The sequence below is a fragment of the Acidimicrobiia bacterium genome (assembly GCA_035471805.1).
GTDB lineage: Bacteria > Actinomycetota > Acidimicrobiia > Spongiisociales > JAHEDJ01 > JAHEDJ01.
Genome location: DATIPS010000046.1, coordinates 1 through 24,397 on the forward strand (window position 1 = coordinate 1; position 24,397 = coordinate 24,397).

At 63.4% G+C, this 24,397-nt stretch carries 22 protein-coding genes; 12 read left to right on the top strand and 10 right to left on the bottom strand.

What is annotated here, in order from left to right:
• From VLT15_09315 to VLT15_09335, 5 genes are all read left to right on the top strand, one after another.
• A partial coding sequence (locus VLT15_09315; GenBank protein HSR45414.1) for a class II fumarate hydratase occupies window positions 1–964 on the top strand: 964 nt, incomplete at its 5' end.
• A 93-nt stretch (window positions 965–1,057) separates the two neighbouring features.
• Window positions 1,058–2,038, top strand: a complete 981-nt coding sequence (locus VLT15_09320; protein HSR45415.1) for an SMP-30/gluconolactonase/LRE family protein — start codon at window positions 1,058–1,060, stop codon at window positions 2,036–2,038.
• 177 nt (window positions 2,039–2,215) lie between these two features.
• Window positions 2,216–2,680 (top strand): hypothetical protein, encoded by a 465-nt coding sequence (locus VLT15_09325; GenBank protein HSR45416.1) that lies wholly within the window; start codon window positions 2,216–2,218, stop codon window positions 2,678–2,680.
• Between the two features lie 180 nt (window positions 2,681–2,860).
• Window positions 2,861–7,489 carry a glutamate synthase large subunit gene (gltB, locus tag VLT15_09330; protein HSR45417.1) on the top strand — a complete coding sequence of 1,543 codons (4,629 nt, stop codon included), beginning with the start codon at window positions 2,861–2,863 and terminating at the stop codon, window positions 7,487–7,489.
• The gene (locus VLT15_09335; GenBank protein HSR45418.1) at window positions 7,489–8,913 is read left to right on the top strand and encodes a glutamate synthase subunit beta; all 1,425 of its coding nucleotides are present in this window, start codon (window positions 7,489–7,491) and stop codon (window positions 8,911–8,913) included. Before gltB ends, VLT15_09335 begins: the two co-directional genes overlap by 1 nt.
• A 42-nt stretch (window positions 8,914–8,955) precedes the next feature.
• On the opposite strand, the gene VLT15_09340 is transcribed toward VLT15_09335, so the two are convergent.
• The 4 genes from VLT15_09340 to VLT15_09355 all read right to left on the bottom strand — a co-directional run bounded on the left by VLT15_09340 (window position 8,956) and on the right by VLT15_09355 (window position 12,389).
• Window positions 8,956–9,402: an SUF system NifU family Fe-S cluster assembly protein gene (locus VLT15_09340; GenBank protein ID HSR45419.1), complete on the bottom strand. Its 447-nt coding sequence runs from the start codon at window positions 9,400–9,402 to the stop codon at window positions 8,956–8,958.
• 9 nt (window positions 9,403–9,411) lie between these two features.
• Complete coding sequence (locus VLT15_09345) at window positions 9,412–10,650, bottom strand: cysteine desulfurase (GenBank protein HSR45420.1); 1,239 nt, start codon at window positions 10,648–10,650, stop codon at window positions 9,412–9,414.
• Window position 10,651: 1 nt separating this feature from the next.
• Window positions 10,652–11,407 (bottom strand): Fe-S cluster assembly ATPase SufC, encoded by a 756-nt coding sequence (gene sufC / locus VLT15_09350; protein ID HSR45421.1) that lies wholly within the window; start codon window positions 11,405–11,407, stop codon window positions 10,652–10,654.
• 64 nt (window positions 11,408–11,471) lie between these two features.
• Window positions 11,472–12,389, bottom strand: coding sequence for a hypothetical protein (locus VLT15_09355; protein HSR45422.1), 918 nt, complete (start codon window positions 12,387–12,389; stop codon window positions 11,472–11,474).
• Between the two features lie 172 nt (window positions 12,390–12,561).
• On the opposite strand from VLT15_09355, the gene VLT15_09360 reads away from it, so the two are divergent.
• Entirely contained in the window at window positions 12,562–13,035 is a 474-nt protein-coding gene (locus VLT15_09360; GenBank protein HSR45423.1) for a YbaK/EbsC family protein, read from the top strand.
• Between the two features lie 259 nt (window positions 13,036–13,294).
• Here VLT15_09360 and VLT15_09365 read toward each other — a convergent pair whose 3' ends face one another.
• Window positions 13,295–14,203 (bottom strand): LLM class flavin-dependent oxidoreductase, encoded by a 909-nt coding sequence (locus VLT15_09365; protein ID HSR45424.1) that lies wholly within the window; start codon window positions 14,201–14,203, stop codon window positions 13,295–13,297.
• Between the two features lie 69 nt (window positions 14,204–14,272).
• On the opposite strand from VLT15_09365, the gene VLT15_09370 reads away from it, so the two are divergent.
• Window positions 14,273–15,034 carry a peptidoglycan recognition family protein gene (locus tag VLT15_09370; GenBank protein ID HSR45425.1) on the top strand — a complete coding sequence of 254 codons (762 nt, stop codon included), beginning with the start codon at window positions 14,273–14,275 and terminating at the stop codon, window positions 15,032–15,034.
• Between the two features lie 63 nt (window positions 15,035–15,097).
• Window positions 15,098–17,122: a beta-propeller domain-containing protein gene (locus VLT15_09375; GenBank protein ID HSR45426.1), complete on the top strand. Its 2,025-nt coding sequence runs from the start codon at window positions 15,098–15,100 to the stop codon at window positions 17,120–17,122.
• A gap of 52 nt (window positions 17,123–17,174) precedes the next feature.
• Here the strand turns inward: VLT15_09375 and VLT15_09380 are convergent, their stop codons facing one another.
• Window positions 17,175–17,774 carry an MBL fold metallo-hydrolase gene (locus VLT15_09380; protein ID HSR45427.1) on the bottom strand — a complete coding sequence of 200 codons (600 nt, stop codon included), beginning with the start codon at window positions 17,772–17,774 and terminating at the stop codon, window positions 17,175–17,177.
• A 73-nt stretch (window positions 17,775–17,847) separates the two neighbouring features.
• Between VLT15_09380 and VLT15_09385 the strand changes: the two genes are divergently transcribed.
• From VLT15_09385 to VLT15_09400, 4 genes are all read left to right on the top strand, one after another.
• Window positions 17,848–18,273, top strand: a complete 426-nt coding sequence (locus tag VLT15_09385) for a hypothetical protein (GenBank protein ID HSR45428.1) — start codon at window positions 17,848–17,850, stop codon at window positions 18,271–18,273.
• A 307-nt stretch (window positions 18,274–18,580) separates the two neighbouring features.
• Window positions 18,581–20,215: a methylmalonyl-CoA mutase family protein gene (locus VLT15_09390; GenBank protein HSR45429.1), complete on the top strand. Its 1,635-nt coding sequence runs from the start codon at window positions 18,581–18,583 to the stop codon at window positions 20,213–20,215.
• Window positions 20,216–20,426: 211 nt separating this feature from the next.
• Window positions 20,427–20,645 (top strand): hypothetical protein, encoded by a 219-nt coding sequence (locus VLT15_09395; protein HSR45430.1) that lies wholly within the window; start codon window positions 20,427–20,429, stop codon window positions 20,643–20,645.
• On the top strand, window positions 20,642–21,484 hold the full coding sequence (locus VLT15_09400) for an amidohydrolase family protein (protein ID HSR45431.1): 843 nt from the start codon (window positions 20,642–20,644) through the stop codon (window positions 21,482–21,484). Before VLT15_09395 ends, VLT15_09400 begins: the two co-directional genes overlap by 4 nt.
• Window positions 21,485–21,517: 33 nt before the next feature.
• Here the strand turns inward: VLT15_09400 and VLT15_09405 are convergent, their stop codons facing one another.
• The 4 genes from VLT15_09405 to VLT15_09420 are packed head-to-tail and all read right to left on the bottom strand — an operon-like array spanning window position 21,518 to window position 24,003.
• Window positions 21,518–22,141 (bottom strand): alpha/beta fold hydrolase, encoded by a 624-nt coding sequence (locus VLT15_09405; protein HSR45432.1) that lies wholly within the window; start codon window positions 22,139–22,141, stop codon window positions 21,518–21,520.
• Window positions 22,138–23,118, bottom strand: a complete 981-nt coding sequence (locus VLT15_09410) for an MBL fold metallo-hydrolase (protein HSR45433.1) — start codon at window positions 23,116–23,118, stop codon at window positions 22,138–22,140. The genes VLT15_09405 and VLT15_09410 overlap by 4 nt, the downstream gene beginning before the upstream one ends.
• Entirely contained in the window at window positions 23,118–23,336 is a 219-nt protein-coding gene (locus tag VLT15_09415) for a dodecin family protein (protein HSR45434.1), read from the bottom strand. The genes VLT15_09410 and VLT15_09415 overlap by 1 nt, the downstream gene beginning before the upstream one ends.
• 46 nt (window positions 23,337–23,382) lie before the next feature.
• Window positions 23,383–24,003 carry a DNRLRE domain-containing protein gene (locus VLT15_09420; GenBank protein ID HSR45435.1) on the bottom strand — a complete coding sequence of 207 codons (621 nt, stop codon included), beginning with the start codon at window positions 24,001–24,003 and terminating at the stop codon, window positions 23,383–23,385.
• Between the last annotated feature and the right edge of the window lie 394 nt (window positions 24,004–24,397).

Here is a 24,397-nt window from a genome sequence, read left to right on the forward strand (position 1 = left end):
AACTGCGATGCACCTTGCCGCGGTGGAGGCCCTCAAGTCGGGGCTCCTTCCGGCGCTCGATCTGCTGGCCGGCTCACTCGAGGCGAAGGCGATCGAGTTCGCGGACGTCGTGAAGTCCGGACGCACGCACCTGATGGACGCGGTCCCGGTCACGCTCGGCCAGGAGTTCTCAGGCTGGGCGGCGCAGATGCGCAAGGCCGCCGAACGGGTAGAGAAGGTGCTTCCGGAACTGGCAGAACTCCCTCTCGGCGGTACGGCCGTCGGTACCGGCATCAACTGCCCGGACGGGTTCGCGGCCAAGGTCATCGCAGTGATGGCCGACAAGACCGGCTTCCCGTTCCGCGAGGCCGACAACCACTATGAAGCCCAGGCTGCCAAAGACGCAGTGGTCGCGACGTCCGGCGTTCTGAAGACGATCGCCCAGTCCCTGTTCAAGGTCGTCAACGACCTGCGCTGGCTCTCCTCCGGCCCGGTTACCGGCATCGCCGAGATCAAGCTCCCGGCTCTGCAGCCCGGTTCGTCGATCATGCCGGCCAAGGTCAATCCCGTCCTTCCCGAGGCGGCAATGATGGTGGCCGCCCAGGTCGTCGGCAACGACGCGGCGATCACCTGGGGTGGAGCGAACGGCAACTTCGAACTCAACGTCATGATGCCCGTCATGGCACGCAATCTGCTGGAGTCGATCGACCTGCTGGCGGCGGTCTGCAAGGTGCTGGCAGAGAAGTGCATCGACGGAATCGAAGCTGATGCCGAGCGCGCTCAGATGCTGCTCGAGAAGAACGTGATCGTGGTCACCGCATTGAATCCGCACATCGGCTACGACAACGGCTCGGCCGCCGCCAAGGAGGCGTTTGCGACCGGGCGGACCGTCCGTGAAGTCGTGTTGGAGAAGGGCCTGATGTCCGAGGAGGACCTCGATGCGGCGCTCGATCTCAAGAAGATGACCCAGGGCGGAGTCCACTGACCCATCCGGGTCGGTCAGGGGGTCGTGAGGCCCGGTGCTCGGGCACCGGGCCTCTTTGCGACCCGACAAGACCTGTAGGCGTAGGATCAACCCATGCCAGCTATCACACCGGTCAAGTGGAACCCGCCGCCTCGCACGCCGTTCGAAGGCGTTTTCGCAGTCAACGACAGGCTCGCCCAGGTCGAAATGTGGCGGACTCCCGGGGAGGGCCCGGAGGATGTCGCGTTCGACTCCGCCGGCAATCTCTACACAGGGATCGCAGATGGCCGGGTCCTGCGCTTCGCGCCGGGTGGGGGGGATCCCCAGGTGCTCTTCTCGACGGGAGGCAGACCGTTGGGGATCGAAGTCGACGCCGACGATCGACTCATCGTCTGCGACGCCTACAAAGGGCTGCTGCGCTGGTCCGGCGGTGACCCTGAGTTGCTGATCGACTCCTATGAAGGCGAAGACTTCGTGTTCACGAACAATGCGACGATCGCCTCCGACGGGACGGTCTACTTCACCGTCACGAGCAGGCGCTACGACTTAGCCAACTACAAACTCGACCTGATGGAGCATTCCGGCACCGGCCGTCTGTTTGCGCGCCGGCCGGACGGACGCACTGAGAAGTTGCTCGACGGACTTCAGTTCGCCAACGGGGTGGCGCTTTCATCCGATGAGTCGTTCCTCGTCTTTGCCGAGACCGGCCTCTACCGGATCAGCAGACTCTGGTTGAAGGGTGAGCGGACGGGCGACGTCGAGGTGCTCATCGACAATCTCCCTGGCTTTCCGGACAACCTCACCCACCATGAAGGCGTCTTCTGGGCCGCCATCGTCAGCCCCCGCGACAGACTCGTCGACCTCCTTGCCAGGAGTCCGATGATGGCCAGACTCGCGGCCCGTCTACCCGATTCCATGCAACCGGCGCCAAGCCGCCATGCAGCGGTATTCGGAATCGACGGCGCCGGTGAAGTGGTGCAGAACCTTCAGGATGCCGACGGCCGCTACGCCGTGATCACTTCTGCGCGGGTACACGGAGGTCATCTGTACCTGGGTAGCTTGCACGAATCCGCGGTGGCACGGCTGGCGCTCTGAACCAGCCTCTGTGACGTTCTCGCGCGACATTCGGCCCCTATAGGGCCCGAATGTCGCGCGAAATCGGCTCATTACCCAGGTTTTGCGGTCTAGTCAGATCGGCCTGGTTGTCGTATGGTCGGGCCAGGGAATGGCCGACTTGTTCGCCCAATCGCTCCCGGGAAGGGGGTGACATAAATGCGTACGGAGATTGCCAAGAGTTTCCCGGTGCCGCTCAAGGTTGGTTTCGACTACCTGGACGACTACAAGTTGTGGCCGGACTGGTACGTCGGCATGACCGAGATCATCGATCCGGCAATGGCTCAATGGATCTTTCCCGGCGACAGCGTGAAGTTCGCCTATCGCCTCCTGGGCAGACGCGTCGAAGGGACCTGTACTCTCGACGAGAAGATCGAAGGAGAGTTCGTCAAGTTCCACAGCGATGTTCCAGGTCTTCCAAGGGTCCATCACGAATTCCACTACGGCACTGCCGGTGACGAGGCATTCATCATGAAAGTGGTCCTGGAGACCAAGGAAGATGATTTGACCTCATTCTTTGGGAGAGTCATCGACAAGACGATGCTTCCACGGGTTCTCGATCGCGACTTGAGGGGCAGCCTCGACAATCTCGAGGAGATCTTCATGGCCGGTTTGCACGAGTAGGCGATACCTCTGTGAATCAGTGCGCCTCCGCTACGGCGGAGGCGCAGCCGCGTTCGAGGTCGCAGTCGATGCTCGCTTTCACAGAGGGACGACTGACGGTACGATCTGAGTTCCGCACCCAGAGCCGGGCCTTGGCCGGCGCCGTCCTACAAGGGCGCAACTGCGCTACCGGCTCTGAAGATGGAACGAAGGATTGACATGATCGCGAACGGGACCCAAGCAGGGCGAAAAGGGCTCTACGACCCCGCGCTCGATCATGACTCCTGCGGGATCGGCTTCGTCGCCGACATCAAGGGCCGCCCGAGCCACCAGATCATCGCCCAGGGCCAGACCGTCCTCACCAATCTGACTCATCGCGGGGCGGTCGGCGCAGACCCGCTCGCCGGCGACGGAGCCGGCATGCTGATCCAGATATCCGATCCGTTCTTCCGTTCCGAGGCGGAGACCCTGGGGATCGACCTTCCTGGTCCAGGACGCTACGCCGTCGGGAACGTGTTCCTGCCGAAGAACGAAGCGGACCGCGCCGTATGCGAGGGGGCGATCACAGAGTTCGTCCTCAAGGAGGGCCTGCGGCTCATCGGCTGGCGCGACGTTCCGGTCGATCCGTCTTGTCTGGGTGAGAGCGTCAAACCCCTCGAACCGTTCATCCGGCAAATCTTCATCGGCTGGGGTGATGAGACCGGCGGGGCCGATGCATTCGAGCGCAAGCTCTTCGTGGTGCGGAAGCAGGCGCATCACACGGTTCGAGCGCGGGCCCCTCATGTCATAGACGAAGGCCGTTATTACATCCCGTCGCTGTCGGCCCGAACGATCACATACAAGGGCATGATGCTCGCCGAGAATCTCTCGGTCTACTACCGGGATCTGGCCGATGAGCGGATGGTGTCCGCCCTTGCTTTGATCCACCAGCGGTTTTCCACCAACACCTTCCCGAGCTGGCAGCTCGCCCAGCCGTTTCGCTATCTATGCCACAACGGGGAGATCAACACCCTGCGCGGGAACGTGAACTGGATGCGGGCGAGAAGACACAACATGTCTTCTGAGATTCTCGGAGAAGATCTCGACAAGCTGTGGCCTCTGATCGGCGACGGTGCTTCGGACTCGGGTACTTTCGACAACGCTCTCGAACTCTTGATGGCCGGCGGATACTCGCTCGCTCACGCCATGATGCTGATGATCCCCGAAGCCTGGGCAGACAACCCGCTCATGGATCCCGAGCGCAAAGCCTTCTACGAGTACCACGCGGCCCTGATGGAACCGTGGGACGGCCCGGCCGCCGTCGCCTTCACGGACGGACGGCAGATCGGCGCGACCCTCGACCGCAACGGACTCAGGCCCGCCCGGTATTTCATCACCGACGACGACCTCGTCGTTATGGCCTCGGAGATGGGCGTTCTCGATATTCCCGAAGAGAAGATCGTGAAGAAGTGGCGTTTGCAGCCCGGCAAGATGCTGCTCATCGACCTCGAAGAGGGCCGGATCATCGACGACGCGGAACTGAAGTCCAGCCTGACCAGGGCGAAGCCTTATCAGCAGTGGCTCGACGAGACCCAGATCCGGCTCGGCGAGTTGCCTCCCGAAGTTGCCTCCATGAAGCCGGACACCAGGACTCTGCGGCAGGCGCAGCGGGCCTTCGGTTACACCAGGGAGGACATCGAGTTCATCCTCAAACCGATGGCCGTGTCCGGCCAGGAGCCGCTCGGTTCGATGGGCCGTGACACGCCCCCGGCGGTGCTGTCCGACCGACCAAAGCTCCTCTACGACTATTTCAAACAGAACTTCGCGCAAGTCACCAACCCTCCGATCGATCCGATTCGCGAGGAGACCGTGATGTCCCTCGTGTCCCTGATCGGACCGCGCCCCAACCTTCTCGATCTCGACACCGGCGGAAGTCACATACGATTGGAGGTGGAGCACCCGATCCTGACGAACGTCGACCTGGAGCGTATCCGCCGAATCGAGAACCATGTCGACGACGCCTTCCGGTCCCGGCGCTTGAGTATCTGCTTCCAGGCCGGGCTCGGCGCCGGCGGAATGCAGGACGCCCTCGATCGACTCTGTGCGGACGCTACCGCGGGAGTCCGGGAGGGATTCAACCTGCTGATCCTCTCCGATCGCTGTGTAGATGCAGACAGGGTGGCGCTGCCGGCTCTGCTCGCCACGTCGGCCGTTCACCATCATCTGATCCGGGAAGGGCTCCGCACGGAGGTCGGGCTCGTAGTGGAGACCGGCGAGGCTCGCCGGGTTCACGACTTCTGCCTCCTCGCCGGCTACGGAGCGGAAGCCATCAACCCGTACCTGGCGTTTGACAGCATCACGGCCGTCATCGATGAGCTGCCGGAGAGGATGACCGTGCGCGAGGCTCATCGCCGCTACATCAAGGCAGTGACGAAGGGCATGTTGAAAGTGATGTCGAAGATGGGGATCTCGACTTTCCAGTCCTACTGCGGCGCCCAGATCTTCGACGGCATCGGTCTGTCCTCGGATCTCATCGATCGCTATTTCACCGGGACGCCTTCGATGATCGAGGGGATCGGCCTGACGGAGATATCGATCGAGACGGTGCAGCGCCACCTTGTCGCTTTCGGCGAGAACAACGGCAGGGAACCGGAGCGCGATGTGGGCGGTGACCTCGCCTTCCGCGTTCATGGGGAAACCCACGTCTGGACACCCGAGACGATCTCAACCCTGCAGCACGCCGTACGCGAAGGGGACTTCGTCAAGTTCCAGGAGTACTCCGGGTTGGTCAACGATCAAACCAAGAAACTCAAGAACCTGCGGGGCTTGTTCGACTTCGACTTCGGAACCGATCCCGTTCCGCTGGACGAGGTTGAACCGGCCAAGGAGGTGGTGAAACGGTTCGCCACGGGGGCAATGTCCTTCGGTTCGATCTCGTGGGAGGCTCACACCAACCTGGCGATTGCCATGAACAGGCTGGGAGCCAAGTCGAATACCGGCGAAGGCGGTGAGGAGTCGAGCAGGTTCACACCGGATGAGAACGGTGATTCCGCACGATCCGCCGTCAAGCAGGTGGCTTCAGGCCGGTTCGGGGTCACCACCGAATATCTCGTCAACGGAGACGACATTCAGATCAAGATGGCGCAGGGGGCCAAGCCGGGTGAAGGCGGCCAGCTTCCCGGGCACAAAGTCAACGAATGGATAGCCCGGGTCCGCTACTCGACGCCGGGAGTCGGCCTCATTTCGCCTCCTCCGCATCACGACATCTACTCGATCGAGGACCTCAAACAGCTCATTTACGACCTCAAGAACGTCAACCCGCGGGCGCGCATCAGCGTGAAGCTCGTTTCCGAGGTCGGCGTCGGGACCATCGCGGCCGGAGTCGCCAAGGCACACGCAGATCACGTGCTCATCTCGGGCAACGAGGGCGGCACCGGTGCCAGTCCGCTGACGTCCATCATGGATGCGGGTTCCCATTGGGAGATCGGTCTTGCCGACGCCCATCAGACGCTGGTCGCCAACCGGTTGCGGGGCCGGATCGCCGTCCAGGCCGACGGCGGGATGCGCACCGGCCGCGACGTCGTCATGGCCGCCCTCCTCGGCGCAGATGAGGTCGGCTTCGGCACCGCCGCCCTCATTTCCGAGGGTTGCATCATGATGAGGAAGTGCCATCTCAATACCTGTCCGGTCGGTGTGGCAACACAGGATCCGGAACTTCGTGCCCTGTTCCCGGGCAAACCCGAACATGTGGTGAACTTCTTCATGTTCATCGCCGAAGAGACCAGACGTCTGATGGCCGAACTCGGTTTCCGGTCTTTCCAGGAAATGATCGGGCGAAGCGATCGCCTCGTGATGCGTGAAGCGATCGATCACTGGAAGGCTCGCGGCCTCGACTTTTCGAAGGTGTTTGCACGCCCCGATGCCGGCCCGGGCGTTGCGATCAGCAACACCGAGAGCCAGGACCACCGGCTGCATGAAGCGCTCGACAATCGGTTGATCGAACTAGCCGCCCCCGCACTCGAGGCGGGCCGGACGGTTGGAATCGAGCTTCCGGTCTCCAACTCCAACAGGACGGTCGGCGCCATGCTGTCCGGCGAGGTCGCCCGGCGATACGGCCATGCAGGGCTCGCAGACGACACGATTCACGTCCGACTGCGCGGCACGGCCGGGCAGAGCTTCGGCGCCTGGCTGGCCAAGGGGGTGACGCTCGAACTCGAAGGAGACGCCAACGACTATGTCGGCAAGGGTCTGTCCGGTGGTCGGATCATCATTCAGGCACCGCCGTACGGCCCGATCGTTCCGCGCGAGAACGTCATCATCGGGAACACCGTCCTGTACGGGGCCATAGACGGCGATTGCTATTTCAACGGTGGCGCCGGCGAGAGGTTCGCGGTCCGCAACTCGGGTGCGGTGGCCGTCGTGGAAGGCGTCGGCGATCACGGTTGCGAGTACATGACCGGCGGGTGTGTGGTGGTGCTGGGCAAGTCGGGCCGGAATTTTGCAGCAGGCATGAGCGGTGGAATCGCATATGTGATCGACGACATCGGTGACTTCGAGCAACGCTGCAACCTCTCGATGGTCGAGCTCGAGGAGATCGACCCCGACCCGCAGCCGCCTCCGGGGGTCTCGGACAACCCGACGACCGCCGAGCTGCTTGCCGATCCGACCCGGTTCGACGTCTGGCGGCTGAAGGTTCTCATCGAGAGGCATGCGAGACTGGCGGACAGCTCGCGCGCCCGCGAGATACTGGCGGACTTCGGCGACTACCTGCCGCGCATCATCAAGATCATGCCGATCGAGTACAAGAGGGTCCTGTCCGAGCGCTCCGTTCCGGCCTCCGGAGGGGTCTGATGGCCTCACCCGACGGCTTCCTTCGGTTCGAACGCCGGGATCGGACCTACCTGCCGGTGGCCGAGCGGGTTGGGAACTTCCGGGAGTTCACGCGACCTCTCGACGATGAGGAGTTACAACGCCAGAGCACGCGCTGCATGGACTGCGGCGTTCCCTATTGCCACTCAGGATGCCCCATCCACAACGTGATTCCGGACTTCAACGAGCTCGTTTCGGAGAGCGAGTGGCGGCGCGCACTCGACGTGCTGCACGCTACGAACAACTTTCCCGAGTTCACCGGAAGGGTCTGCCCCGCTCCGTGTGAAGAGGCCTGCACGCTCAACCTGACCGGTGCGCCGGTCACGATAAAGACGATCGAGCACGCGATCATCGAACGTGGTTGGGCCAACCGCTGGATCGAGCCGCAGATCCCCCTTCGACGATCGGGCAAGCGAGTGGCGGTCGTGGGATCCGGCCCGGCCGGAATGGCGTGCGCCCAGCAGCTGGCGCGAGCGGGCCATGAGGTAGTCGTCTTCGAGAAGAACTCGAAGATCGGTGGTTTGCTGCGCTACGGCATACCCGATTTCAAGCTGTCGAAGACCGTGATCGACAGGCGAATGTCGCAGATGCAGACCGAAGGCGTTGAGTTCCGGGTCAACAGCCATGTGGGTGTCACGGTGTCGATCGAGCGCCTCGTGTACGGCCACGACGCAGTCGTGCTGGCGGGCGGCGCCGAACAGCCGCGGGACCTCCCGGTTCCCGGCAGGGATCTCGACGGCGTTCACTTCGCCATGCCGTTCCTCACTCAACAGAACCGCCGGATCGGGGATGAGTCGGTCGAAGATCATCCGATTACTGCCGCCGGTAAACACGTCATCGTTATCGGCGGCGGAGATACGGGTGCCGATTGCGTGGGCACATCGATACGGCAAGGAGCTGCCTCGGTCACTCAGCTCGAGTTGTTGGAGGAACCTCCGGTGGAGCCGGACAAGCTCGTTACCTGGCCGAACTGGCCCAACCGTCTGCGAACGAGCTCATCGCACGAAGAGGGATGCGAGCGTCTCTGGTCCGTTTCGACCACTTCGTTCTCCGGAGAGGATGGAAGGGTGGAGTTGCTGCGCGGTGTCCGGGTCGATTGGCAGACCGGTCGGATGAAAGAGGTCCCCGGTTCAGAGTTCGAGTTGCCCGCCGACCTGGTCCTGCTGGCGATGGGGTTCGTCCGGCCCCTGCAGGACGGCTTGCTCCGCCGCATGGGAGTCGATTTCGACGAGCGCGGCAACGTCAGGGCCGATACCGACGATTATCAGACGAACATCGAAAGCGTCTTCGCGGCCGGAGACATGCGACGGGGCCAGTCGCTGGTCGTCTGGGCGATTCGTGAAGGCCGGCAGTGTGCCCGGGCGGTTGACGAGTTTCTGATGGGGCGGTCGAGCCTGCCGCGCTGAACAGGTTGTGGTTCCTAGAACCTAGAACCTGGAACCTGGAACCTAGAGCTGATTCAATGCCTCGTCGAGCGTCGTCCAGGCCAGGTTGGCGCACTTGATCCGGACCGGAAACTTGCGCACACCCTGCAGGGCTTCCAGGTCGCCGAGCACCGATCCGGGTCGTTCGGGATCGAGGCCGGCGTCCCCTTCGTTGTCGATGTCCATCATCGCCTTGAAGCGGGCGGTGATATCTGCAATCTCTTGCCGCGTCTTGCCCTTGATCGCCTCCGACATCATCGATGCCGAGGACTGGCTGATCGAGCAGCCCCGTCCGACGATCGACACCGCCGTGACCGTGTCGCCTTCGACCCGGATGTCCAGTGATATCTCATCACCGCACAGCGGATTGTGACCGTCCGCATGCGCTCCCGGTTCGTCGAGGGGCTGACGGTTCCTGGGATTGCGGTAGTGGTCGAGAATGACTTCCCTGTAGAGCTCATCGAGGGCCATCGGCGAACCTTACCCCTCATCCAATCCGAACAGGGACCGGGCCTCGTGCAGACCGGCGACCAGGGCATCGACATCTTCACGACTGTTGTAGACGTGAAACGACGCCCTGGCGGTTGCCGCGACGCCCAGATCGGCCATGAGCGGCTTTGCGCAATGGTGGCCGGCCCGAACGGATATCCCTCGACTGTCGAGAATGGTGGCGATGTCGTGAGGGTGCACGTCTCCCAGAGTGAAGCTGATCACCCCGCCCCGTACCTTGACGTCGGTCGGCCCGTATTGGATCAGGTCGGGGACTTCGCTCAGGCGATCGAGAGCGTACGCCGTCAGTTCGAGGTCGTGTGATCGGACGGCTTCCATGCCGATCTCTTCGAGATAATGCACGGCGGCCGCCAGGCCGACGGCTTCTGCGATCGGGGGAGTGCCGGCTTCGAACTTCTGCGGCACCGGCGCCCAGGTCGATTCGTAGAGACCGACGGTGGCGATCATCTCGCCGCCCCCCTCCCACGGTTCCATCTCCTCCAGGAGATCGGGTTTTCCCCACAGCACGCCGATCCCGGTGGGCCCGAGCATCTTGTGGGCTGAGAACGCCAGGAAGTCGGCCCCGAGAGTTTGCACGTCGACGGGCAGGTGGGGCACCAGTTGAGCTCCATCGACGATCAGGATCGCTTCCGACTGGGCGCGCACGATCTCGGATATCTGCTGCATCGGGGGGATGGTTCCGAGCACGTTGGACATGCCGGTCAGGGAGACGACCTTCACCCTCTGGTCGATCGTGGCGCGCAGGGCATCGAGGTCGAGTTCATACTCCGCGGTCAAAGGGATGTATACGAGTTCGGCTCCGGTGCGTTTGGCGATCAGCTGCCACGGGACCACGTTGGCATGGTGCTCCATCAGGGACAGAACGATGCGGTCTCCGGGCTCGAGATGATCGATGCCCCAGCTGCTCGCCAGTCCGTTGAGCGCCGTGGTGGTGCCCTTGGTGAAGATGATTTCATCGGGAGAGCCGGCGTTCAAGAACCTCGCCACCCGCCGGCGGGCGTCCTCGTAGGCCTCGGTGGACTCTTGCGACAACTTGTAGGCACCGCGATGGACGTTGGCATATTGGGCTCGATAGAAACGGTCCATCGACTCGAGAACCGGCACCGGTTTCTGCGCGCTTGCGGCAGAGTCGAGGAAGACAACCGGGTGGCCGTAGTCCTCCCGCCTGAGAATCGGAAAATCCCGTCGCAGATGCGAAAGGTTGGTCATGTCAGGCCGAAGCTTCCTCACGGAATCCGTCGTAACCCTCTGCTTCGAGGCGTTGGGCGAGCTCTGAACCGCCCGAAGTCAAGACTCGCCCTTCCATGAAGACATGCACATGATCGGGTGTGATGTAATCGAGGAGCCGCTGGTAGTGGGTGATGATGAGGAATCCACGCTCGGGGCCGGTCAGCTTGTTGACACCTTCGGCGACGATCTTGAGAGCGTCGATATCGAGGCCGGAGTCGGTCTCGTCCATGATGGCCAGCGCCGGTTCGAGTACTGCCATCTGGAGAACTTCGTTGCGCTTGCGCTCACCGCCGGAGAACCCTTCGTTGAGGTAGCGGTCGGCGAAACCGGGTTCGATGCCGAGTTCGCGCATGACATCCATGACGCGCAGCCGGAGTTCGAGCACCGTGTAGTCGATTCCCGTGCGATTGGACAGGGCTGCGCGGAGGAACTGGACGATCGGAACGCCCGGGATCTCTTCCGGGTACTGGAACGCGAGGAACATGCCCATGTTCGAGCGGTCGTTGGTCGCGGCCTCGGTGACGTCTTCACCCAGAAAGAGGATTCTTCCTTCCGTCACCGTGTACGCGGGGTCGCCCATGAGCACGTTGGCAAGGGTTGATTTCCCCGAACCGTTGGGGCCCATCAGGGCGTGGATCTCGCCCCTGTTGACCGTTAGGTCCACGCCGCGCAGGATTTCAGTGTCGCCGGCGGAGGCGTGGAGGTTCTCTATCTTCAGAAGCGGGTGGTCGGACATATCTCCAGCTTAATTAACAATACGCAGATAGTGAAAACACGTGGGGTGTGGTGCGCCGGGTCGACTAGACGTCATCACGAAGTTCTGCTCGGAAGTCGACGGTGGTGGTGAGTTGCATGAGGCCGTCTACCGGTTCGCCGGATTCCTCATCGGGAAAGGACAATCTGACCTCGGCCGGAGATTCCGAAACGGTCCGGTAGCTGAGCAGCCGTCCTGCCCCCACATCGAACTCGGTTGTCGAGTTGCCGGTCATCGGCGATCCGATGATCCGCAGGTCGAAACCCGATCCGTCGAACTGCGACGAGATGTCACCGGTTTCGGCTCCCTCCACGAGATCGTCGGCACCGCCGAACAAGAGGGCGAGCAAGGTTCCCAGCGACACTTCGAACCCGCTGCTGTTGAGTTCCGATTCGATTGTCGCCACTCTGGCCGTGCCGGCAGCGGTAACGCCGACCAGGCGATTCGATGAGGTTGTTGTCACCGGGCTTCCGAGGACCTCCCGGATTGCCTCCGTCTGCCAGGTTGCGCCCGTGGTGAGAGGCCCGGCCGGAAACACCGGGCCGAGGTGATCGCCCATCGGGTCCAATCCGGAGACGCTGGCAGCCGAAGTCGGATTGGCCAGCAACCCGAATAGATCCGTTGGGACCGCCTCGCGCGGTGTGGCGTTGCCGGCGCGATCGACGATGAGGATGAGATTGGGTGGAGCCGTATTGGGCGAGAAGTCCGCAGGCAGGTCTTCGATGTCGTCGATGGCCACCGAGTCGATCAAACCGGTCACCGAGGTGTCGGTGATGATCCCGCTGACCGCGATCTCGAAGCTCTCCGGATCATCCGCCGGGTTGATGACGTAGGTGATTTCTCCGGTCGTCTCGACTGTGACGTCGATCTCTCCGGGTACCTCGGTTGCACCGAGGATTCCGGGCGTCGCGTCCAGATCGATGTGGGCCACCAGCTCCTGGGTCATTGTGAAGTCGAAGGTCAAGGTCTCGCCGACTGCGTATCCGTAGGCGAACGTGGCTTCTTCGGTTTCGGCGACGGTCGTCCCGCCGCACGCCGCGGCGCCGACGGCAAAGGCGAGGACGGCGACAAGACTACGAATGATCGAACTCCCGGGAGGTAGCGTCTCATTGTATGGGACGTATCGGGCTACTCGAATGACGCTGCCGAGGTCAACACAGCGGATCGTCGATTACGCCGGGGAGCGCGGTGTCGACGTCGATGTCGCCGAGTTCGCCGAAGGGACGAAGACGGCCGCCGATGCCGCAGCAGCGGTCGGGTGCAGCGTGGCCGCCATCGTCAAATCTCTCGTGTTCATGGTCGACGAAGAGCCGGTTCTGGCTCTAATCCCGGGCGATCTTCGACTGGACGAGAAGAAGCTCGCCGGGGAGGCCGGGGGTGCGAGAGCCAGGCGGGCGTCGCTGGAGGAGGTGCGCGGCGCGACCGGCTACGCGGCCGGGGGTACCCCGCCGTTTGCCCATGAACGTCCGATCAGGGTGCTCGCCGACCGGAAGCTCTCCCGCAACGATCCGCTGTGGGTCGCCGGCGGAACCCCATCGAGCCTGTTCCAGATTGCACTCGACGACCTGATCCGACTCAGCGCGGCAACCTGGGCAGACGTCAGTCGCTAGGGCGGTCCCCACCGGGAAGGGCCGGTGAGTGTGACGTCGAGCCTTGCGATTCTCCCACCGCCCGTGGCGGGGGGAGCGGGCGCCGGCCGGCAGGCCGGATCCGGCCGTCGAGCGTATTCCGGATCGCCGCGCCGAACGGGTCCGACATGTGCGGTATCGCGCCTTGGAAGCCTCGCTAACTCGTATCGAGTCCCCTCTGCCTGCGCCTCTCGGCGAAGCCATCTCCCCCGCCGTAGGCGGGGCAGAAAACGCGAGAGCCCTAACCCCGCAGTGCCTCGAGTGTTTCGTCGAGGCTGCTCAGGTCGGAGAGATCGAGGTGCTGGAAGTACATCTTGGTGACGCCGATCGCCTCCAGTTCGGCCAGGGTCGCCCGGGCGCGCTCGGGCCCACCCACAGGTATCCCGGCCTTCTTCCAGCGCTCTTCCATTTCCTCGGGGCTCTGGCCGCGTTGGGCGGCTGCCGCGGCGAGCCTGACCCGATAGGAGCCTTCGTCGAGGCCCACCAGCACGGGGCCCATCACGCTCATCGTGATGGCCTCCGGATCACGTCCGGCGGCGACCGCCGCCTCCCGCACTCTTCGAATCTTCGGGGCGATGTCGGCGGCGGGACTGATGAAGTGGTTGTACTCGTCGGCGTGCTCTCCGGCGAGACGCGGGGTCAGCGACTTCCCGGATCCTCCGATGATGATCGGGAGATTGGACGGCTTGGGTCGAATGTCGCCCTCGAGCTCGTAGTAGCTGCCTTTGTAAGCAGCAGGCTCATCACCGAAAGCTGCGGCCAGATAGTGAAGGGATTCCTCGAAGCGGGCGAATCTCTCCGGCCAACCGGGGAAGGGGAGTCCGAAGACCTCGTGTTCGAGATCCATCCAGCCCGTGCCGACGCCGAGGTCGAATCTGCCGCCGGACATCTGGTCGAGCGTGACCGCAGATTTGGCGATAACAGCCGGATGCCGGAAGGTGATCGGGGATACGAGTATTGCGAGTCGAATGTTCCGGGTGTCCCGGGCGAGCCCGCCCAGCGTTGCGAAGGCGTCGGTTGCATCGGGCTTCGGGTCGCGACTCGAGTAGTAGTGGTCGGACCGTGCAAACCCCGCCAATCCGTTGCTCTCGGCCCAGCGCGCCGCGGCCAGGAGTTCCTCGTAGGTACCGCCGATCTGGGGCTCGGTCATCAGCGCGAAGTCCAACTGTTCCTCCTGAGATATCCGTGTCGTCGATAGGGTACAGGCAGCATGGAGAGTGTGACCCGCCGAAGATTTCTATGGATGCTGGCCGGTGCGGCAGGGCTCGGTGGCTGGGCGTTCTGGCGACTGCCGTCCGAAGAGCCTGCCCCTGTGGCAGGGGCGTCCACGACCACCAGCACAACGCCGTCCACTTCGACGGTGGCCACGGTGCCGGTGCCCACAACCATTCCGACCCCTCCGGTGGTTCTCGAGGTCATCGAGCGGAACGGGTGGGGAGCCCGGGCTGCTGCGGCCGACTTCGGGACCCACGTGATCGAGCGGATGACCATCCATCACACCGCCGTGGCGCTGCCCGACAACCGGGCAGCCCCCGCCCGCCTGCGCGGGCATCAGGCCTATCACCAGGAACAAGGCTGGCCCGATGTCGCCTACCACTTCTCCATCGATCGAGGAGGAAACGTCTACGAAGCTCGCCCCTACACGGCGCCGGGCGACACCTTCACGGACTACGACCCGGCCGGACATTTCCTTCCCGTGCTCGAAGGCAACTACGGTGAGCAACAGCCGACGGAGGCGCAGATCGAATCCCTGGTGCGGTTGCTGGCATGGGCATCGACCGAGTTCGGCGTCGCCACAGACACGATCGCCGGTCATCGCGACTACGCGGCCACCACCTGTCCCGGCGATTCCGTTTACTCCCTCGTCGCCGACGGTTCCATCCGGCGGCGGGTCGACGATCGCATCGAATCAGGGGGAGTCGAGATGGTCGTGCTTCGCGGCGATGCCGCACTGGCCCGAGTGGCCGGGATCGAGGCGTGAGAAACCGGGAACCGCGGCAGTCGTGCTGAACGTCGCAAAGAAGAACAAACCGGAGGAAATCACATGCGACGAACCATTCTCATCCTTCTGACGATCGCACTCGTGGCAACGGCCTGCGGTACGGGCACGGCTACAACGACCACCGGCGGTTCGGGCAACGGCAACGTAGCCGGGCTGTTCGCCGGTGCTCTCGTCCAGTTCAACCATTGCGACGATCTACTCGACTGGATCAAGGGAGAGGCGCTCGAGCGCGTCGGCCCGTGGGGCCTGGACGGGGCCGGCGGGCCGTGGATGTGGGGAGTGGATGATGTCGCATTTGCTGCTGAGGAGTCGCTTGCCGGGGACACGGCGGGCGGGGCCGCGCGGTCGTCGGCCGTCCTACCTCCCGGCGGCACGGACGGTGACTTCTCCACGACCAACGTCCAGGAAGTGGGCGTGGACGAGCCCGACATCGTCAAGACGGACGGCAAGCGCATTGTGGCCGTCGCCGATCAGAAGCTCTACGTGATCGACGTCACCGGTGACGAACCGGTGCTTCTCGATTCGATCACCGTCGACAACGTCTGGGTGTCGGAGATCGTGATGTCGGGCGACCGCATCCTCGTTCTGGGCAACTCGGACTACTACGCGCTGCCGAGTGCAGGCGCCCGGGATATCGCTCCGGGCCCATGGGGAGGCAGCCCCCTGACGGTTATCACCGAGATCGACATGAGCGATCCGAGCGACCTCCAGATCGATCGTGAGTTGTTCCTGGACGGGTCTTATCTCAGCGCCCGCATGGTCGGCGACACGGTCCGCATCGTTCTCCGAGCCTTCCCGACCGGTCTCGAGTTCGAGTACCCGTCCAGCTCCGGCCTGCGCGCCGAGCGGGACGCAGAGAGGGCGAACCAGGAAGTGATCCGCAACTCGACGATCGACAACTGGGTGCCCTACTACGTGCTCGAAGACCGTCGCGGCGGTGTCTCAACCACGACCGAAGGGAACCTGCTGGCGTGCAACCAGACCTTCCACCCGGAGGAGTTCTCCGGCTTCGGGATGCTGACCGTCCTGACCGTCGACCTGAGCGAAGGTATCGACCCGGACAAGGCAACCGGTGTGATGGCCGACGGCGAGACCGTCTACGCATCTGCGGACAGCCTGTACGTTGCCACGACCCGCTGGATCGACTGGCGGCTCCTCGAGGACCAGGACGCCTTCGATGAGGAGACCGAGGGTTACACGACGGCAATCCACAAGTTCGACATCTCAGATCCCGATCAAACGTTCTACAAGGCGACCGGGGAAGTGCCGGGCCATCTGCTGAGCCAGTGGTCCATGTCCGAACACAACGGCTACCTGCGGGTTGCCACCACCGACGCCGGATCGTGGTGGGGGTGGAGGACCGATGAGTCCGAGAGTTTCGTAACGATCCTCGAAGACGACAACGGCAAGTTGACCCAGGTCGGCCAGGTTGGCGGCCTGGGGCTCGGAGAGCAGATCTACGCCGTCAGGATGATGGGCGACACCGGATACGTAGTCACGTTCCGTCAGACCGACCCGCTCTACGTCATAGATTTGTCCGATCCCGGCACACCGAAGGTGGCCGGCGAGCTGAAGATCCTCGGATATTCCGCATACCTGCACCCGATCGGCGATGGTCTGCTCATCGGTGTCGGGCAGGATGCCACCGAGGAAGGCCGGGTGCTTGGAACGCAGATAGCGGTGTTCGATGTGTCGAATCCGGCGAACCCCCAGCGACTGCACAAGATGACTCTCGAAGACGGGTCCTCCGAAGTCGAATACGACCACCGTGCATTCCTGCACTGGCCGCAAACCGGACTCACGGTGGTGCCCATCCAACGCTGGAGCTGGGATGAGGAGAAGGGCGAGGACTTCTTCGCCGGCGCAGTCGGTATCAAGGCTTCGCGCGACGGTATCGAGAAGATCGACACCATCACCCACATGGAAGAGGGCGTCGACTACGAATGGAACGCCCAGATCCGGCGCTCCGTCGTGATCGGCAGTTCGCTCTACAGCCTCAGTTACAAGGGATTGCTGAAGAGCGATCTCGAGACACTCGACGAGCAGGCTTTCCTCGACCTGCGATGACACCGGGAGTGAAGGGATCCGGGACGGATGCCCGGATCCCTTGCTCCGCAAGTCACCAGCCGCGCGCCCGCCACTCCTCGAGATGCGGGCGCTCGGCTTGGAGGGTGGTAGTCGCTCCGTGTCCCGGGTAGACGACGGTTTCGTCCCGGTGGACGAACAGACTCCCAGTGAGGCTCTCCATGATCGAGTCGAAACTCGAGTACGGGAAGCGAGTGGCGCCCGGCCCGCCCGGAAACAGGGTGTCCCCCGTGAAGAGATGGCCCTCGAGCAGGAACGAGACCGAACCCGGCGTGTGGCCGGGTGTGTGAATGACGGTCAGGGAATGCTCCCCGACGGCGACCTCTTCTCCGTTCCGGAGTGGTTCGTCCGGTTCCAGTCCGGCGATTGCCGCATCGGCAGGGTGAAGCCGGAACGGGACGCCCAGCACGCCTCGCACGGCTTCGACTGCTCCGATGTGATCGTGATGTCCGTGGGTTGTGAGAACCGCGCGGACTTCGCTGCCCTCGGCGGCGGCCAGAATCCGATCGGGTTCCGCAGCTGCATCCACAACGACCGCGCTTCCCGCGCTCGAGACGATGTAGGCGTTGTTGTCGAGCGGCCCAACGACCAGGCGGACGATCCTCAGATTCCCGGCATCGAACAGAATCTCCATGCAATCCACTGTATAGGCCGATCTCCTCTCCGCCTGTAGGCCACAGACGGAATCGCCGGTACCATGGTGGTCGATGAGCGCCGCGACTGCACTCGTTTTCGGATCGCTGCTGGTGGCCGTATTCCTCGGGTTGCTGGCGATCATGTTGTGGCGCAACTCCAAGGTGCGGGGCGTGCCCGTCGAGGCCGTCTACTCCATCGAGGATGCCGTCGGCTTCGTCTCCGCCCGCCTGGCCGGCACTACGCACCTGGCGCGCAGGGACATTCGCCGGATACTCGAATGGGAGGTCCATTTCCTCCAGATGCAGGCGCGCCGCGCCCATCGTGCCGGTGGGGGCGACATTGTGGCCGGCGGCACAGACGACGCCGTCGAGTACATTCAGGCGCAGGCCGCGGCCAAACAGAGTGCAGAATACGGCGAGGAGCAGATTCGAGCAGTCCTGGCCGGAGAAGCGGCCTATTTGCAGTCAATCGGGGCGGTAGGAGAGGTAGTGACGTGAGAGTTCGATGCGGTGCATGCAGCAGTGAGGTGCAGATCCCGGGTCCGGGCAGATTCAACTGCCCGGCTTGCGGCGCGCCCAACGAGGTCCGCGATCCCGCGGCAGGTAGCCCCGGTGGAATGGCCCACCCGGGCGGCGGTCCGTTCGGCGCACCGCCTCCCCAGCCTCCGCCTCCCCAGCCGGACCCTCCCTCGCCCAAGATCACTTGCGGAGAATGCGAGTTCTCGTTCATCGTCGGTGACATCGACCGTGCCGTTTGTCCGAATTGCGGTGCCGAGGTGGTCGTCGGCGGTGAAGGTGCAGGAGCATGAGCAGGGACTCCTGGCGGGACGACTACGAATCCGGCACACTGCGGCGCGACAGTTTCGAAACCCTCTCATTTGAGGAGGTTCCCGCCCTCAGTTCACCCGACGAAGTGGATGAGAGCATCGGTTTCCCCGGGCAGTATCCGTACACACGGGGCATCCATGCGACGGGCTACCGGGGCAAACTGTGGACCATCCGCCAGTTCGCAGGATTCGCAGATGTCGCCGCCACCAACGAGCGCTTCAGGTACCTGCTGGGCCAGGGACAGGACGGCCTCTCGATCGCCTTCGACATGCCGACCTTGATGGGTTACGACTCGGACGACGCGATGTCGCTCGGCGAGGTCGGCCATTGCGGTGTGGCCGTTGACTCGGCCGACGACATGGTCTCCCTCTTCGACGGAATCCCACTCGATCGCGTATCGGTGTCGATGACGATCAACGGTCCGGCACAGATACTGTTCGCGCAGCTGCTCGTGGCCGCCGAGGAGCAGGGTGTCGACTGGGCGAACCTGCGCGGAACCCTTCAGAACGACATCCTCAAGGAGTACATCGCACAGAAGGAATGGGTTTTCCCACCGGAACCGCATCTTCGCCTCATCGGAGACATGGTCGAGTTCTGCACCGATCACGTTCCCCAGTGGAACACGATTTCGATTTCCGGTTATCACATTCGAGAAGCCGGAGCGACCGCCGCGCAGGAACTCGCCTTCACTCTCGGAGACGGCTTCGCCTACGTCGAGTCTTTCCTTCGGCGCGGACTGGACGTCGATGCTTTCGCGCCGCGTTTGTCATTCTTCTTCGACTCCCACCTCGACTTCTTCGAGGAGATCGCCAAGTTCCGGGCAGCCAGACGGATCTGGGCACGCTGGATGCGCGACCGGTACGGGGCGAAAGACGAGCGATCCCTCAAGCTGCGGTTCCACACCCAGACCGCCGGCGTGTCCCTGACGGCACAGCAGCCCGAGAACAACATCGTGCGTACGGCGATCGAGGCGCTGGCCGCAGTGCTCGGCGGAACCCAGAGCCTGCACACGAACGCCCTCGATGAGGTTTACGCGCTTCCCACGGAGAAGGCGGCCGAGATTGCGCTGCGCACACAGCAGGTCATCGCCGAGGAGACCGGTGTCGCCAACGCGGTCGACCCGCTCGGTGGATCCTGGTTCGTGGAGGAGATGACGGACCGCGTCGAAGCCCAGGCGATGGCCATCCTCGAACACGTAGACCGTCTCGGCGACGGGTCGATGCTCGACGGCACCTTGCGCGGCATCGAGGAGGGCTACTTCCAGTTGGCGCTGTCCGAGTCCGCCTATCAGTTCGAGAAATCGCTCGACTCCGGAGACCGGGCAATCGTCGGCGTCAACAAGTACGCCAAAGACGCAGAGGACGAACTCGAGATCCTCCGTATCGGCGCCGAGATCGAGCACTTCCAGACTCTTCGTCTGAAGGACCTGCGGGCCGGCCGGGACACCGGGGCGGTCGAATCGGCTCTCGCCGCTCTCGAGCAAGGTGCCCGGGGTTCGGCCAACCTGATGCCGCTGCTGGTGGATGCCTGCCGCGTGCGGGCGACCCAGGGTGAAATCGTGGAGCGACTCAAGAGAGTCTTCGGGACCTACCGTGAACAAGCCCGGATCTAACTTCGGCTCGTTGGCGGCGCGCCTGGCCGCTTCCGTCTACTTCTCGCTTGCTCCGGCGACCGTTCCTCCCTGGCGAACCTTTCCCGCCATGCCGCCTGCGCGGGTTCTCCCCATCGGAGAGCCGACGCCGCGCCTGGCGACCCGTCGACCCTTGCTCCCCTGAGCTGAGGGAGTCGTTCGAGGCAGAGTATCGTGATGGCCAGCGGATGAAATGGAGCTTGTGATGGGACGGTTGCGGCGGTTCGAGGACTACCGGTATGTCGGCACCCGGGACACCATGATCTTCTACGACTGCGACGAAGCTGATCAGTTCGAGGAACTCGAGGAACGCATCGACGCGGACGACCTCCTGAGAAAGAACCTGCTGTCCTCGTTCGGTCCAGACACACCGGCCGAGGCGCGCAACCGGGGGTTCCGGGCCCGCCGATGACGAAGTTCATCGACGTCCACGTCCACCCTCCGGTCGAGGAGTTCCTCAACGGGCCGTTTGCCCCGTTCCGAGATCAGCTCGCCGACTACTTCGGCCGGCCCCTCGAGATAATGACGACTGCTGAGATCGCCGACTACTACCGGTCGCTCGACGGTAAGGCCGTTCTGCTCGCCTGGTCGGCCCGGACGGCGACCGGCTTGCCCCCGTTCCGCAACGAGACCGTTGCACAAATGATCGAAGAGGCGCCGGACGTCTTTCTTGGGTTCGGATCGATCGATCCACATCGCGGATCTGCCGCCGTCGCAGCCGTGCACCGGGCGGCGCGCAACGGGTTGCGCGGTTTGAAGTTCCATCCCGCCGCCCAGAACTTCACCCCGTCGGACAGGGAGTTCCATCCGATCTTCGAAGCGGCCGCCGAAGAGGGGTTGATCGTCCTGTCGCATACCGGTTTCACCGGTCTCGGCGCCGGGACACCGGGCGGAATGGGGATCCAGAACCGGCACTCGAATCCGATGTTTCTCGACGACGTCGCGGCCACGTTCCCGCAGCTTCAGATAATCATGGCGCATCCTTCCTGGCCCTGGCAGGACGAAGCGCTGGCCGTCGCCCGCCACAAGACCAACGTGTGGATCGACCTGTCGGGGTGGTCTCCCAAGTATCTGAGTGCCGAGTTGTTGAACGCCGTGCGCGGCCCGCTCGCCGACCGCACCCTCTTCGGCACGGACTTTCCGTTCATCACTCCGGAGAAGTGGTTACGCGATTGGGAGACTCTCGAGATGCCGGAAGAGCTGACCAGGAAGATCCTCCACGACAACGCGGCGAGGCTGCTGGGGTTGTAGCCGCAGAATGACCTGGAACCCGGAACCTCGAACCTAGAACTTGCCGGCAAGCGCATCGGCGACGAGTTCGCCAACGACCCCTTCTCTGGTGAAGAAGAAGTGATCGCTGCCCTTCACCACCTCCACCCGTGCGCCGATGGACGCCGCGTAGGCCTCGACGGCTGCAACGGTGGTGAACTGGTCGGCGTCCCCGATGATGAAGGTACGCGGTGCGCCGGCCAGGTGCCGCATCTCCGGCAACTCGAGGATGAGGTCGCTGCCGACCGGCGGGGCAATGCCCGCATAGGGCAGATCCGACCGATACTGGGCGGACCATCGCAAGGCGGTTACCGATCCGAACGACCAGCCTGCGATTCCGATCGGAACATCCCGATGTGTGGTCCGGGCGAGACCGACGGCTGCCTCTATGTCGAACACTTCGCTCACGCCACCGCCGAACTTGCCTTCGGAGGTGCCGACACCGCGGAAGTTGAACCTGAGTACGGCGAAGCCCCGGTCGGTCAGCACGTTGTTCACGCGGCGAATGAGCGGCGCGCTCATCGAGCCACCGTGGAGCGGGTGCGGGTGACAGAGGATCGCTATGCGCTCGATCCGATCGGGTTGTGACCACTTGTGCTCCAGGAGCACACCGTCGGAGGTGCGCAGCTCGTCGTTCACCGGTTGCGGCCCCGGTACCAGAAGGTCCCGTCCTCCAGGATCCGTTCCACGGCCCCGCGTCGACGTAGATACTCCAGGTGGGCGAGGGTCTCCTGGATCGCCAGGCGTTGCTCCATATGGCTGAGGTTCGGGCGGAACACCGCACCCATGATCTCCCAGGCGGTCTTCGGTCCCCACTTCAGTTCCTGGGTGATGGCGCCGATGCGGCGCTCATGGTGGAGGCTGATCTGGCGGGCCCTCGCCCGCCCGCGCTCGATGGCCGGCCCGTGGGCGGGCAGCACGACGCCGGGATCGAGGAGCTCGATCCGCTCGATCGAGTTGAGATAGTCGCCCAGGTGGTCGTTGTCGTCGCCGTCGTAGGGGACGAAAGGCGAGATCCCCGGCAGGACATGGTCGCCGCTGAAGAGCAATCCGCTGCGCGAATCGGAGAGTGTGATGTGGTTCGGCTGATGGCCGGGCGTGAACAGGACATCGAGGTGGCGGTCGGTCTCGAGCGGGATGCGGTCGCCGTCGGCGACCGGGTGGGTCGGGTCGATGGCGTTCGAGTACCACTCGGGCTGGGAGAATCCCGCCCGGTACCGCTCGATCGCCTCGCCGGGGGCGCCGTTGGCGGCCACGATGGTGGTGAGACGGTCGCGGCGACCCTCCCAGTTGTTGTACCAGACGACTTCGGACGGCGTCGATTCGTGCATGACCCACTCGGCACCGGTCTCCTCGACGAGCCGCTTGGAGATTGCGATGTGGTCGACGTGGAGGTGGGAGCCGATGAGGCGGTGGAGGTCTTTGGTCGTGGCTCCGATGTGGTCGAGCCCGCGCACGATGTGCTGGTAGCCGTCGTCGGTGTCGACGCCGCAGTCGAGCATGGTCAGTCCGTCGGCACCTTCGAAGATGTAGGTGTTGACCGACCTGGGTGCGGTGAAGGGCAGCGGCAGCGTGAGGCGCCAGATGCCGAATCCGAGTGATTCGATGTGATCCATCAGCGGTGGGTGGTGGATTCCTTGACCACGAAGGTGATGTCGAGGGTGACCGTGTATTCGCTCGGAGCGCCCGACGAGTCCACCGTGCCGCCGACTTCGACGACCCGGAACGACTGGATGTCGGACAGCGTTTCGGCGGCGCGGCCGAGCACGCCGTTGACGGCGTCCTCGATCGAGTTGGGGGAGCCCCCGGTTAGTCGAACGGTCTTGGTGATCATCGAGTTTCCTCTCATCGGGAATGGGTTGCATCGAATAGGGGAACCGTCAAGGCATACGCTCCGTGCGTACTAGAAGCTGTGGCCTGGAGATATCCGAGTCCAAGCTGGCAAAACCGATTAGCGTCCTGCTCTTGCTTACCAGTGCCAGGCTGTATTCACCGACTCCGGCGACAAACGGATCAAGCTCTACCTGGACGATTGAGTTGGCTCGAAAGCTACCCGATACGCCGATCTCTTCACCGATGGGGGGCGCGTTTGCGAAGGTGACCGTTGACTGGTCCCAGTTGCTGTGATCAACGATATGGACCGAGAAGCCCTCTTGCGATCCGGTAGTCGAATACAGCATCAGTACCAACCTTGTAACTCGGTCACCTACGTTTTCTAGTTTGAACTTGAGGTAGGAAATGACCTGTGGAGTTCCATCCACTCGGAGGATCGGATTGTGCCCCGCCGGTTCGTCTGGTTTCTCCGCGTTGACCGAAACGTCTTCAGAGGCCGTGAGGATCGCGACTTCGGCTATAGCAGTAGGTGGAAAAGTTGTGGCGTTTCTCTGAGTACTGCTGGTAGGCGTTGAGTGCGCACCTGCCGGTGGGGACTCGATCGGCTCCATGAGGAATATCTGTGCGCCGATCGAGCCGGCTCCGACACCCATGAGCGTTGCCAGCACAAGGATACTGCGGCGCCACCTCTTGTGAGATTGGGGGTCACGGTGCCGCCCAACTGAGCTCAAGGAACTGATTCCAACTGACGCCGCGCTTGAATCTCCCGCCCGATTCTCGCGCAGAACGAGGGCATCATTCGAGCGGCTTCGAGGGTCCCTAGTTTGCAAGGTTGCGTCATCCCATCCCGCCGGCGGTCTTGTGTCCACCGATAACGTATATCGTACCGTTGCGTGATCAGAGGAGACTGAGGGAAAGTAGGAATGCGCCCAGATTTCAACCGCTGGAGAGTATTGGGAACCATCTCGGGTGGTCTCCTGCTGGCTTCCCTTGTTGCCGTCACCGTAACGCTTGTTTGGTCAGGCGATCCGGAGGAGCAGCGGGAACCTTCGACATTCTCGA

Bases quoted from the DNA above. Each gene is read 5' to 3' on its own strand.
- VLT15_09320 (HSR45415.1), top strand. From the start codon at position 1,058: ATGCCAGCTATCACACCGGTCAAGTGGAACCCGCCGCCTCGCACGCCG.
- VLT15_09325 (HSR45416.1), top strand. From the start codon at position 2,216: ATGCGTACGGAGATTGCCAAGAGTTTCCCGGTGCCGCTCAAGGTTGGT.
- gltB (HSR45417.1), top strand. From the start codon at position 2,861: ATGGAACGAAGGATTGACATGATCGCGAACGGGACCCAAGCAGGGCGA.
- VLT15_09335 (HSR45418.1), top strand. From the start codon at position 7,489: ATGGCCTCACCCGACGGCTTCCTTCGGTTCGAACGCCGGGATCGGACC.
- VLT15_09340 (HSR45419.1), bottom strand. From the start codon at position 9,402: ATGGCCCTCGATGAGCTCTACAGGGAAGTCATTCTCGACCACTACCGC.
- VLT15_09345 (HSR45420.1), bottom strand. From the start codon at position 10,650: ATGACCAACCTTTCGCATCTGCGACGGGATTTTCCGATTCTCAGGCGG.
- sufC (HSR45421.1), bottom strand. From the start codon at position 11,407: ATGTCCGACCACCCGCTTCTGAAGATAGAGAACCTCCACGCCTCCGCC.
- VLT15_09360 (HSR45423.1), top strand. From the start codon at position 12,562: ATGACGCTGCCGAGGTCAACACAGCGGATCGTCGATTACGCCGGGGAG.
- VLT15_09365 (HSR45424.1), bottom strand. From the start codon at position 14,203: ATGACCGAGCCCCAGATCGGCGGTACCTACGAGGAACTCCTGGCCGCG.
- VLT15_09375 (HSR45426.1), top strand. From the start codon at position 15,098: ATGCGACGAACCATTCTCATCCTTCTGACGATCGCACTCGTGGCAACG.
- VLT15_09380 (HSR45427.1), bottom strand. From the start codon at position 17,774: ATGGAGATTCTGTTCGATGCCGGGAATCTGAGGATCGTCCGCCTGGTC.
- VLT15_09385 (HSR45428.1), top strand. From the start codon at position 17,848: ATGAGCGCCGCGACTGCACTCGTTTTCGGATCGCTGCTGGTGGCCGTA.
- VLT15_09390 (HSR45429.1), top strand. From the start codon at position 18,581: ATGAGCAGGGACTCCTGGCGGGACGACTACGAATCCGGCACACTGCGG.
- VLT15_09395 (HSR45430.1), top strand. From the start codon at position 20,427: ATGGAGCTTGTGATGGGACGGTTGCGGCGGTTCGAGGACTACCGGTAT.
- VLT15_09400 (HSR45431.1), top strand. From the start codon at position 20,642: ATGACGAAGTTCATCGACGTCCACGTCCACCCTCCGGTCGAGGAGTTC.
- VLT15_09410 (HSR45433.1), bottom strand. From the start codon at position 23,118: ATGGATCACATCGAATCACTCGGATTCGGCATCTGGCGCCTCACGCTG.
- VLT15_09415 (HSR45434.1), bottom strand. From the start codon at position 23,336: ATGATCACCAAGACCGTTCGACTAACCGGGGGCTCCCCCAACTCGATC.